This is a genomic window from Cupriavidus sp. 01L46 (assembly GCF_056399905.1).
In genome coordinates this window covers 1-10,873 of the sequence record NZ_JBFTSF010000225.1, presented here as the reverse complement: position 1 = coordinate 10,873, position 10,873 = coordinate 1, and the positions used below count along the sequence as shown (strand labels likewise).

The window sequence follows — 10,873 nt, the reverse complement described above, 5'->3', positions numbered from 1 at the left end:
GGGATGACGATCTCTGAGGCGTAGCCGTCACCCCGATACCAGATAGCGCCGGCGTACAGCATGTTGCCTTTGCCGCGACGACGCACGCCGCACGCCGCGACATCTAGCGTTTGTAGAGGCCGGTCAGGGTAGCCGTGGCGAGCGTGTTCTGGTAGATGAAGAAGCGCACCACAGCGTTGGTCGGGTTGGCAGGCAACCCCAGCTTGGGCACGCCCAGGGCGTGCACGGTGAAGATGTAGCGGTGCGCGGGCAAGCCCTTGGGCGGGCACGGACCGCCGTAGCCGATGGCGCCGTAGTCGTTGGCGGCCTGGGTGCCGCTGGCGCCCAGGTCAGTGCCGTCGCTGGGGCCCGGGCTTGCGGCGAGCTGGGTGACGGACGAATGGATGTCGAACAGGATCCAGTGCCAGAAGCCACTGCCGGTGGGCGCGTCCGGGTCGTACAGCGTCAGCGCAAAACTCCTGGTGCCTTCCGGCGCGCCCTGCCATTGCAGCGCGGGCGAACGGTTCTGGCCGGTGCCGTCGTAGCCATCGAACTCATGCACCAGTTGCAATGGATCCTGATCCTTGAATTCAGGCGATGTTAATGTGAAGTTGCTCATGCCCTTTCCTTTCACTTGATTTCGATAATCAGAAAGCCGTATCGCTTGGAGGTGCCTGCGGCCGCCGGACGAAAACAGGCGTCGCTTGCCAGCTACAGCGTCGCTTCGGCCACGTCGTCCACAGTGTCAATACGTCCGAGCCGAAAGCAGGCCTCGAAGGCCTGCAATATCTTGGGGATGTTCAGGGCCTCACCCGACATCGACGTGCGAGTGATGCCAGGCGAGATCGAATTGGCGCGAATACCGAATCGGCCGAACTCGTTGGCCACACAGCGCACGACGTGGTCGGTGCCAGCCTTGGGTGCCAACGGCTCCGCGTGTCGTCCCATGGAGTCGTGAGCCCGCTTGCCTTCGGACCTCACGACGGCATAGAACCAGCGCGCTGCTGGGTCTACATGTCACTGGATATATCCTAACATTCTAATGTTGGAATGTTAGAGGCTGCGGGGGGTTTTTCTGCCCCTTGTTTACCCTAGAGGCTGAACGAGGAGGGCCTTCAGCCTTGGTTGCGCTCGCTAGCTGCCCGCCGTTGGGGTTCGGTGATGGCGGGTACTGCTTTCAATGCGGAGGCGGGGATGTCGATCTCTGAGACGTAGCGGTCACCCCGATACCAAGTGACGCCTGCGTACAGCACGCTGCCCTTGCTATCAAGAAGACACCGTGACATTTTCGCGACGGGTGAGGCGAACGGGATCTTCAGCATGTCGCACAGTGGAAAATCCGCCGGCATCACGGTCATGCGTTGTCGCACACGTTTGCTCCGCGAGCCCAATTCATCGAGCACCGCGGCGAGTAGTTTTTTGTTCTTGGCGGTGTCCTGGGGCAAGGCTTCGAAGACCGGGGTCAACACATAGATCTCCGCGTAGCAGAACGGTTCGCCGGAATAGGTGTGCAGTTTGCGGACGCAGACGTATTCGCCGTTCGATTGTTCGCCCGGTCCGAGCAGTTCCTGCGGCACCCTGGTGTGGCGCCGGACTTCGAGTACATCAAAGGCGAGCGCCTCAGGCGCGGCGAACGGATCGTTGATCGCCAGTTCGAGGTCGCCCGTGGTGGCGGGCAGGGCCGCCACGTGGGTCCCGATKCCTCGCTGGCTACGAATCAGCCCTTCTTTAGAAAGCAGCTCATACGACTGCCGGACAGTAACGACGGCCACGCCCAGGTCGGCCGCGAGTTGCGTGATCGGCGGCAGCAGCATGCCGAGCGGATATTCGCCCTTTGCGATCCGGTACCTCAACAACGAAGCGAGCCGCTGATATTGCGCAACGCCCCGTTCAGCCGACAGCTCCGCCCTCTCAATCCCCGTCGTTCGATCGTCCGTCATTCCAATTGCCTAACATTCAGATCATAGGAGTATGCACTAGAAGAACGGGACAGGCCCTTAGCGAGCAGGCGTCCACACTGGCTACGTCACTAACTCCTCATCGGTTCGACATCCCGGGTTGGTCGCTGCGCCATATCGCGCTATATGCGTAATGGTGCGCATTTAGCGACTAAGCGATCGCACGCCGACTGCTATATCGGCCGCGGTTGCTGCGAGGATCTCCCGATACGCATTCACCACGCCCTCCATCTGCCCGGGCGCGGGCACCTCTGTTTCGGTGCGGCCGCTCAGAACCTTGCCGTCCGGCAGTCGCCGCACGGTCCAGGCGATGGTCGCCGCTGCCCACTTGCCCACATTGGCGTCGAGGTTTACCACCTCGGTCGTTACCCGGAATGCCGGCTGCGTCGCCGACAGGCCGTGCTGGTAGACATCCACCGCGTCAAGCGTCGATTGCAGTCGCTGCGACAGTGCATCGCGTAGCTCGTCGGGCAATGGGGACGTCCAGCGCGATGTGTCGAGCAGCTTCACCTCCCCGCTGGTGCCGTCACGCACCACCAGCTGAATGCGGTTCAACCGCTCGGGCACGCGCACCGGCGTGACCTCGATCCATAACGGTTCGCTGCTACGGCTGGCACGCCCTGTCATGGCCGGCGCGGCGTTGGAGCGACTGGCAGCCAGCGTGTAGTAGCGCGCCTCGGGTGACGCGCAGCCGCACATCATGGTCGTGGCCGCGGCGGCCAGCGTAAAAAACAGCGTCATACGTTTCATCATTTCTCTTCCCTCTTGCCTTGCAGCAGTGCTTCGGGATGCCGCTCGAGATAATCGGTCAGCGTGCGCAGCGAGACTGCCGTTTGCGTGAGTTCCTGCATCATTCGACGCGTATCCTGCTGCAGCGATGCGTCGGGCGCCAGCGCGCCATCGGCCGTGGCGAGCGTGCGGCGCACATCCTTCAGCGCGGCGAGCACTTCGGGTGCCACATCGCCATTGACCTGTGCCACGAGCTTGTCCGCGTTGACGAGCATTTTGTTCATAGACAACATCGCCGTGCGCGCGTCCTGCCCGATCTGGTCGAACGGCACCTTACCAATCTTGGTCACAATCTCGCCAAGCTTGGCTTGCAGCTCGTCGAAGGTGCCCGGCGTGGTGGGGAACTCAGGCAGCGACCCGTTCAGGTCCAGATCAGCCGGCAGAGGCGCCTTCGGAAAGAAATCGAGTGCCACATATAGCTGGCCGGTCAGCAGGTTGCCGGTGCGCAACTGCGCACGCATGCCGCGCTGTACCAGGCTATGCACGATGGCGAGCTTGCGCGCGTCGTCAGCCACGTCTTTCTCGTGCAGCCCCATGCGAGACGGATAGAGTTCCACCACCACGGGCATGCGGAAGGCCTTCTTGTCACGCTGGTACTCAATGCCGATCGAGCGTACTTGCCCAACGGTCACCCCACGGAAATCGACTGGCGCACCTGGAGACAGGCCGCGCACGGACTGATCGAAGTTGAGGACCGCCAGCGCGGGGGCGAGTTCCTCGGGCTCCTTCATGGCTTCCGATTGGTCCGCCGCAAGCAGGAACTCGGTGTTCTCGGCGGCCGTGGCGTGCGCAGTCGAGTGCTCCGGCGCCTGGAAGGCTAGGCCGCCAAGCATCACGGTGACCAGCGACTGCGTGGACAACTTCAGCCCGTTCGCGTCGAGCTTGAGGTCGACGCCGCTGGCATGCCAGAAGCGCGTATCGGCGGAGACGAGCTTGTCATAGGGCTTGTTGACGAAGACCCGCAGCGTGATGTCGTGGCCGTTCGGCTCGAGTTGATACGCTACGACATGGCCGACCTGCACGCGACGATAGTAGACCGGCGAGCCGATGTCKAGCGAGCCCAGGTCTTGTGCACGCAGCACGAACTGCCTGCCTGAGGCGTCGGCAGTGACAGTCGGCGGGACTTCGAGCCCGGTGAAGCTGCGCGTCACCTCGCCTGACTTGCCGGCATCCACGCCGATATATGCACCCGATAGCAGCGTCTCGAGCCCCGACACGCCGCTCATGGCAAAGCGTGGCCGTACCACCCAGAAGCGCGTGTCGGCCACGGCGAAGGTCTCCGCATCCTTGGTCAGCGCGATCGTCGCGATCACATGCGAACGGTCCGCTGCCAGCCGTGCCGTCTTGACCAATCCGATATCGACGTCCTTGTAGCGCACGGGGGTCTTGCCCGGCGTCAGGCCTTCGGCGGTGCGAAATGTGACGGTGATCTCGGGCCCGCGCGATGCTAGCGTGTTGATCAGCAACGAAAGCCCGACTACCGCCGCAACGATGGGAATCAGCCAGACGAGCGAGGGTAGCCAACGCGCGCGAGGCTTGCGCCCGGGCTGCGGTACACCATGAGGCGGGGAATGATTAGTGTGTTCTGGCATGATCGGAGTGCGGAAATTCGATGGGGGGAGGCGACGTCTCGAGCGCATCCCACAGCAGACGGGGATCAAAGCTCAGTGACGCGAGCATGGTCAGTACGACAACGGCGGCAAAGGCCAGGGCGCCGCCTCCGGGCGCAATCGTGGCCAGCGCCCCGACCTGCACCAGCGAGGCCAGCAGCGCCACGACGAAGATGTCGAGCATGGACCATCGGCCGATGACCTCGACCAGCGCGTAGAGCCGGGTCTGTTCTCGGATGCGCCATGTCGATCTGCGGCGCACCGATATCAGCAGCAATGTCAGGATCATCATCTTCAGCAGCGGGACAACAATGCTGGCAATCAGCACCACGAGCGCCAGCATGTGCGAGCCGGACAGCCATAGATAGATCACGCCGGACATGATGGTGTCGCGCTGTGTACCGAGAATTGACTGCGTCACCATCACCGGGAGCAGATTGGCTGGGATATACAGAAGGTAAGCGGCCAACAGGAAAGCCAAGGTGCGCGACGCGCTGGCTGGCTTGCGATGATGCAGTGCGGCGCCGCAGCGCGGACACGGTCCGGCCTCGAGCGTCATCGGGCTGAGCCGGTCGCAAGCGTGGCATGACAGCAGTCCGCGCGAAGCAGCGGTAGCGTAGGGCAATTGAGTCGCGGTCATGATGCGGCGTCCGGCGAGCAGGTTTGTATGCCATCTGCACCGTGCGCATCAAGGTGATGCCACAGGTCGCGCGGATCGAAGGACAGGATGGCGGCAAGTACGACCACGAGGGCACCGAACGACCAGAGCGCGACGCCAGCAAGCACCTGCGCTATGGTCGACAGCTTTACCACCGTCACCAGCACGCCGATCATGAATACCTCGATCATGCCCCACGGCCGCGTCAGGAGAATGCTGCGCACAAGGCGGTCGAATCCGGGGGGCATGCGGTGCTGCGCCATTGGCACGAGCAGGTAGCACATCATGAGTAACTCGGTCAGCGGAAGCAGGATCGTCGTGGCGAACACGAGCATCGCCACCGGCGACATGTCATGCGCGTAGAGTGCTTGCACGGCGCCCCATAGCGTGGTCTCCATGCGCGAGCCCTTGAGTTCCATAGCGACAATCGGGTACACGTTCGAGATCATGAACAGGATTAGAGCGGTCACCACGAGCGGCAGCAGGCGGCGATAGGCAAGCGCACTGTTGCGATAGAGCGCACCGCCGCAGCGCAGGCAGGTGGCGCGTTCGCCCGGTCGCAGTGCCACGCGCATATGGAGCGCGTCGCAATGCTCGCACGCAACCAGCCGGTGCATGTCTTGTGGTGGATCTGACTGCGGGATGTGGTTCTGATGCACGTCGTGTCCTGGATGGCTATCGGCCTCGTTGCATGAGGCAAGCAGTGCGTCGAGCGCACCGGAATTTTTCGAGATTCCCGCATTCTGCTACAAAATGACTTACATGTCATCATGACAATAAGTATCTTATAAGGATCGCAACGGGCACTTCTGCTGCAGAACGCCTCCTTGTCCCACCGTTTCCAGCTGCATGCAGGCACTATCGTTCCTCAGAACGCTGTCCATGAAAGTTGTCTGCGGAATCCGCGATGGCCTGCCGCATGACATCTTTGCCGCGGCCGAACGGCTGGTTGTCGTGGCGCAGACACTGCGCGACGCTGCGCACTCGGTGCGAGCCGAGGACGGCACTGAGCTTGTTCGTATCAAGGAGGGCGGGGCGTGGCCTACGCCACGGTGTCGGCGTTGTAGCGGCGTATTGATATAATCATCCAATCACATAAGGTCCTCAAATTGAAGATGCCTGCCGCCCCTGATCTTAAAGACCATCGCCCTCGCGTTGCAGCCGAACGGCGTGCACGGATGCGCATGCGTCTCATTGAAAGCGCGATGATCGTCTTTGCGCAAAGAGGTATCGGAGTCAGCGTGATTCCGGAAGTCATCGCGGCAGCTGGCGTCTCACAAGGTTCCTTCTACAACTACTTCCGTACCAACGACGATCTGCTGGCGGCTGTCAGCGAAGCGCTTAGTCACGACATGGTGCAAATGATCGAGAGCGTGGTCGGCGATATCGAAGACCCGGCGTTGCGTGTTGCAACGGGTATTCGCTTGTATCTGCACCTTGCGCGATCCTATCCTGTGGTGGCGCAGTTTCTTTCCGGCACAGGCCTGACCTTGGTCGGCAAGAAGAGTGCMGTGTATGAGTACCTGCCTTCGGATATCAAGGAAGGCCTGAAGACGGGCACGTTTGACGAGGCTTCGGCCGATGTTGCGTTGGACATGGTGGCAGGCGCAGGGGTAATCGCCGTTCACCGTATGGCCCAGGGAAAAACGACCAAGGATTATCCCGAGCGGATTGTCCGGGCGGTGTTGCGGTCGCTCGGCGTGTCTGCATCGAATTCCACAAAGTTGACCTCCGCGCCTTTGCCAAAGCTGGTCGCTCCGCCTGAATCACTGCTCGAAAAGGCACAGGAGAAGCTCGCCGAAATGGCCGAGCCCTCCAACTTGCGAGCGTAGCCAACGCTACGGTACTTCGCCGCTCGCTTCGGCGAGCAAGCCATCGAACAGCACTTCACTCGTATCCAGCGGCGACTTGGATATCGCATCAGCCACCGCTTCCTCCACGCCTAAGGCGCGCAATGCCACGGCGGCGRCGAGCTCCGAGAAATCTTCGCGACATTCGGTTTCAAGCATGCGATGCATTGCGCTCATTGCCGCGCCGGCAACGATATTGAACCCCAGGGCGGTCGGCATGCGCTTGAAGCGCTTGCGTCGAACACCTTCCTCTATGTCCCTGCGGACAAACTCCAGCATATTCGGTGCTTGGTAGCCAGCCCAGCCCAGCCGGCTCAGGATTGCAGCCACACCCGGCTGGCGTATCGTAAGTATCGACGCCAGCCGTATTCCCCTGGCGATGTGCTCGGCCGGGTCGTCATGGCCGCGCACAATGGGGTCGGCGGCCCGCTCCCATTGTTGAGCAATCTTCCCGACAAGCTCCCGCACGATCGCCTCAGACGACGGAAAGTACTTGTAGAACGTGCCACGTGACACCCGTGCGGCCGAGATGATGTCGTCGATGGAAGGCGTCGCGGCGCTGTTCTCTACCATCAAGCGCATCGCACTGTTCAGCAACAGCGAGCGCATACGCTGTCGCCGCTTCGCCGCAACTCGCTGACGGTGGTCGCGAGTCTCCCGCGGTTCTGTATCAGCTGCCAATCTCCTCTGTATCGGGGTCATTGATCTGTCTTCTTCCTCATGGTCAATGAGTCGACATAACCGCGCGCAGAGCACTTCCTGCGCTTTCGGTCTATGCCCATCACGTCACTCCGCGTCCAGCGCTTGTCTCTGCGTCCACTTGTTTGTGGTCGCCACGCACCTTMTTCGTCTCATGTGGAATCCGGTACGTCATAGTCGTCCCGTTCCACGCATAAAATAAATTGTACGTCATCATGACACGTAAGTCAGTATGATGTATATTCCGGGCTATCGGGAAGGGCGAAAGCCCTAACAGGCCTGCCGTCGCTGACGCCAGCACGAGTCCGTGGAGCGGCTCGGTGGCGTGGATCGCTGATGACTCGCAGGCGAGCGACGGACCTTACTGGAGGGCAGAAATTGAACAGGAACTATCGAGCGGCAGCTCTTATCATCATCGCGGCACATCTGCTAGCCGCCTGTACACCGCACTCCGCGTCTGAACACGCGGACGTAAGGCCGGTGCGGACAGTGGTCGCCGGACGTACCGCCGGGTCGGTCGGCGCGACCTACTCAGGCGAGATTCGCGCGCGTTACGAAAGTCAACTTGGATTCCGCACAGCCGGCAAGATCGTCGCGCGCATGGTGGAAGTGGGCAGCCACGTCAAGCGCGGCCAGCCGTTGTTCCAGCTCGACCCCACCCAGGAGACGTTGCAGGTGGCTGCGGCGGGTGCGGAGGCTGATGCGGCAAGGGGCCGGGTGGCCCAGGCGCGGGTGGATGTTCGGCGTACCGAGCAATTGCTCACGCAGAACTTTGCCTCGCAAGCCGAGCTGGACCAGCAGCGGCTGGCGCTCAACCAGGCGGAAGCACAACTGCGTTCTGCACAGGCGCGCCAGCAGCTGAATGCCAACCTGCGCGGTTTTACCACGCTCGTGGCCGACCGCGATGGCGTAGTCAGTGCAATCAACGCGGAAGCCGGGCAGGTGGTCGCGGCCGGGCAGTCGATCGCTACCGTTGCGGCTGACGGCGAACGCGAGGTCTCGATCAGTATTCCGGAGTCGCGAGTCGACGAACTGCGTAAGGCGTCGATGCTGAAGATTACAGTCTGGGCGCATCCGGACAAGTCCTGGACGGGCAAGCTCCGGGAGCTTGCGCCGGATGCGGACAGTGTCACGCGGACGTACTCGGCACGCATTTCCATTCAGGACACGGATCCGGACCTCCTGCGGCTAGGCATGACAGCGTCTGTCATAGCACCGGAMGTGGACGGCAACGGCGTTGTCCGCGTGCCGCTGACCGCCATTGTCGACCATGAACATGGCCGGCAGGTGTGGGTGGTTGACCCGAAGACGTCACGGGTGATCGCGCGTGAAGTCAAGCTTGGCGCCGCGCAGAACGACAGCGTCATCGTGGTTGGGGGACTTGCGGGCGGAGAGACCGTAGTGAGTGCCGGCGTGCATATGCTGCAGCCTGGCCAGCAGGTGAAAGTGGCCGAGACAGTGTCTGTCGCCAGGGCAGGAGGTGTGAAGTGAAAGGCATCAACCTGTCCGAATGGGCGCTGAAGCACCAGCAGATGATCGGGTTCCTGCTGTTGCTGTTGTCCGTGGCCGGCGTACTGGCCTACAGCAGCCTGGGTCAGAAGGAGGACCCTGAGTTCACGATCAAGACCATGGTCGTGCAGGCGTACTGGCCGGGGAGTTCCGCGCAGCAGATGGCCGATCAGGTGACCGACAAGATCGAGCGCAAGCTGCAAGAGGTGGCGGAGATCGACTATACGTCCACCTACGTGAAGCCGGGAGAAACTCAGGTTAAGGTCAACCTGCGCGAAGACGTACCACCTGGCGCCGTGCCGGATGTGTGGTACCAGGTCCGGAAGAAGATGGAGGACATCCGGCATACCTTGCCACAGGGCACGCAGGGCCCATTCTTCAATGATGAGTTCGGAGACACGTTCGGTAACCTCTATGCCATCACGGGCGATGGCTTCGACTATGACGACCTGAGACGGATTGCGGACGCCGCACGAAATGAGTTCCTTCGTGTCGGCGACGTCAATAAGGTCGATCTGGTAGGCAAGCAGGAACAGAAGATCTATGTGGAAGTCTCCACCGCCAAGCTCGCCTCGCTGGGGATCGACCCGGCATTGATCGCGTCGACGCTCGCACAAACCAATGCCGTGACATCAGGCGGGACCGTGCAAACCACCGCGGAACAAGTGCGGCTGGCTGTCAGTGGCGAGTTTGACTCGGTCGAAGGGATTCGCGCCATCGGCATCCGTGCTGGCCAACGTACCTTCCGCCTGGGCGATATCGCAGACGTCCGTCGCGGCTTTGTGGAGCCTGCCACCTCGAGGATGCGCTTCAACGGCCGCGAGGCGATTGGACTTGCGGTGAGCATGCGCAAGGGCGGTGACGTGATTCGACTTGGCACAAAGCTTGACGAATCGGTAAAGCGCATCGAGTCCAACCTGCCGGTGGGCGTGCAGATCCATGCGGTCAGCGACCAGCCACGTATCGTCGAGCATTCTGTCTTCGAGTTCAAGAAGAGTCTGGCCGAGGCTGTGGTCATTGTGCTCGTCGTGAGCTTCCTGTCGCTAGGCTTGCGTACCGGACTGGTTGTCGCGCTCAGCATCCCGCTCGTTCTGGCCATGACATTCCTGGCGATGTACGTGATGGGCATTGACTTACAGCGCATCTCGCTCGGTGCGCTGATCATTGCGCTCGGACTGTTGGTGGACGATGCCATTATTGCCGTCGAAATGATGTCGCTGAAGCTCGAGCAGGGCTGGGACAAGTTCCGCGCCGCCACATATGCGTACACGGCCACCGCTTTCCCGATGCTCACGGGCACGTTGATCACAGCTGCGGGCTTTCTTCCCGTCGGCTTTGCGAAGTCGGGCACCGGCGAATATGTGTACTCCCTGTTCCAGGTGGTGGGCATTTCGCTGGTGCTGTCATGGATCGTGGCCGTCCTCTTTACACCCTACATTGGCTTCAAGCTGTTGAAAGAGCATGCGCACGCGTCGCATGATGAGGAGGCGGTCTACCAACGCGGCTTCTACGTCAAGTTCCGCCGCTTCATCAATTTTTGCCTGGAGCATCGCGTGTGGGTGATCGGCATCACGCTCGCCGCTTTCGTGGGCGCACTGGTGCTGTTCAAGGCAGTACCCCAGCAATTCTTTCCGGCATCCGACCGGGCCGAACTGATTGTTGACCTGTGGATGCCGAGGGCGTCGACCTTCGAGGCGAGCCAGCGCGAGGTCCAGAAGCTGGAAGGCCTGCTCAAGGGCGATCCGGACATTGCGGCGGTGACCAGCTTTGTTGGCAACGGTGCGCCACGGTTCTACCTGCCTCTCGATGCGCAGACGCCTA

11 protein-coding genes are annotated in these 10,873 nt (G+C 61.5%); 3 read left to right on the top strand and 8 right to left on the bottom strand.

Annotated features, from left to right (window positions below):
* Positions 1-103: 103 nt before the first annotated feature.
* The 7 genes from AC1DS3_RS28720 to AC1DS3_RS28690 form a co-directional block, all read right to left on the bottom strand.
* Positions 104-598, bottom strand: coding sequence for a YbhB/YbcL family Raf kinase inhibitor-like protein (locus tag AC1DS3_RS28720; RefSeq protein ID WP_441631027.1), 495 nt, complete (start codon positions 596-598; stop codon positions 104-106).
* A gap of 92 nt (positions 599-690) precedes the next feature.
* Positions 691-927 (bottom strand): SDR family oxidoreductase, encoded by a 237-nt coding sequence (locus tag AC1DS3_RS28715; RefSeq protein WP_441631029.1) that lies wholly within the window; start codon positions 925-927, stop codon positions 691-693.
* A gap of 167 nt (positions 928-1,094) precedes the next feature.
* Positions 1,095-1,919 (bottom strand): GntR family transcriptional regulator, encoded by an 825-nt coding sequence (locus tag AC1DS3_RS28710; RefSeq protein WP_441631031.1) that lies wholly within the window; start codon positions 1,917-1,919, stop codon positions 1,095-1,097.
* A gap of 162 nt (positions 1,920-2,081) precedes the next feature.
* Positions 2,082-2,690: a PqiC family protein gene (locus AC1DS3_RS28705; RefSeq protein ID WP_441631033.1), complete on the bottom strand. Its 609-nt coding sequence runs from the start codon at positions 2,688-2,690 to the stop codon at positions 2,082-2,084.
* A complete protein-coding gene (locus AC1DS3_RS28700; RefSeq protein ID WP_441631035.1) occupies positions 2,687-4,318 on the bottom strand; it encodes a PqiB family protein in 1,632 nt (543 codons plus the stop codon). Before AC1DS3_RS28700 ends, AC1DS3_RS28705 begins: the two co-directional genes overlap by 4 nt.
* Positions 4,302-4,976, bottom strand: coding sequence for a paraquat-inducible protein A (locus AC1DS3_RS28695; RefSeq protein WP_441631037.1), 675 nt, complete (start codon positions 4,974-4,976; stop codon positions 4,302-4,304). The genes AC1DS3_RS28700 and AC1DS3_RS28695 overlap by 17 nt, the downstream gene beginning before the upstream one ends.
* A complete protein-coding gene (locus AC1DS3_RS28690; protein ID WP_441631458.1) occupies positions 4,973-5,611 on the bottom strand; it encodes a paraquat-inducible protein A in 639 nt (212 codons plus the stop codon). The genes AC1DS3_RS28695 and AC1DS3_RS28690 overlap by 4 nt, the downstream gene beginning before the upstream one ends.
* Before the next feature lie 567 nt (positions 5,612-6,178).
* Here AC1DS3_RS28690 and AC1DS3_RS28685 point away from each other — a divergent pair.
* Positions 6,179-6,826, top strand: a complete 648-nt coding sequence (locus tag AC1DS3_RS28685) for a TetR/AcrR family transcriptional regulator (protein WP_441631039.1) — start codon at positions 6,179-6,181, stop codon at positions 6,824-6,826.
* A gap of 6 nt (positions 6,827-6,832) precedes the next feature.
* Here the strand turns inward: AC1DS3_RS28685 and AC1DS3_RS28680 are convergent, their stop codons facing one another.
* Positions 6,833-7,453 carry a TetR/AcrR family transcriptional regulator gene (locus AC1DS3_RS28680; protein ID WP_477128424.1) on the bottom strand — a complete coding sequence of 207 codons (621 nt, stop codon included), beginning with the start codon at positions 7,451-7,453 and terminating at the stop codon, positions 6,833-6,835.
* A 579-nt stretch (positions 7,454-8,032) separates the two neighbouring features.
* Here AC1DS3_RS28680 and AC1DS3_RS28675 point away from each other — a divergent pair.
* Both AC1DS3_RS28675 and AC1DS3_RS28670 read left to right on the top strand, forming a co-directional pair.
* On the top strand, positions 8,033-9,034 hold the full coding sequence (locus tag AC1DS3_RS28675) for an efflux RND transporter periplasmic adaptor subunit (RefSeq protein WP_477128423.1): 1,002 nt from the start codon (positions 8,033-8,035) through the stop codon (positions 9,032-9,034).
* Positions 9,031-10,873 (top strand): efflux RND transporter permease subunit (locus tag AC1DS3_RS28670; protein ID WP_477128422.1); only part of this gene is annotated, 1,843 nt, incomplete at its 3' end. The genes AC1DS3_RS28675 and AC1DS3_RS28670, both read left to right, overlap by 4 nt.

Coding starts and splice junctions, on each gene's coding strand:
- AC1DS3_RS28705 (WP_441631033.1), bottom strand. CDS start 2,690: ATGATGAAACGTATGACGCTGTTTTTTACGCTGGCCGCCGCGGCCACG.
- AC1DS3_RS28690 (WP_441631458.1), bottom strand. CDS start 5,611: ATGCACCGGCTGGTTGCGTGCGAGCATTGCGACGCGCTCCATATGCGC.
- AC1DS3_RS28715 (WP_441631029.1), bottom strand. CDS start 927: ATGGGACGACACGCGGAGCCGTTGGCACCCAAGGCTGGCACCGACCAC.
- AC1DS3_RS28695 (WP_441631037.1), bottom strand. CDS start 4,976: ATGACCGCGACTCAATTGCCCTACGCTACCGCTGCTTCGCGCGGACTG.
- AC1DS3_RS28720 (WP_441631027.1), bottom strand. CDS start 598: ATGAGCAACTTCACATTAACATCGCCTGAATTCAAGGATCAGGATCCA.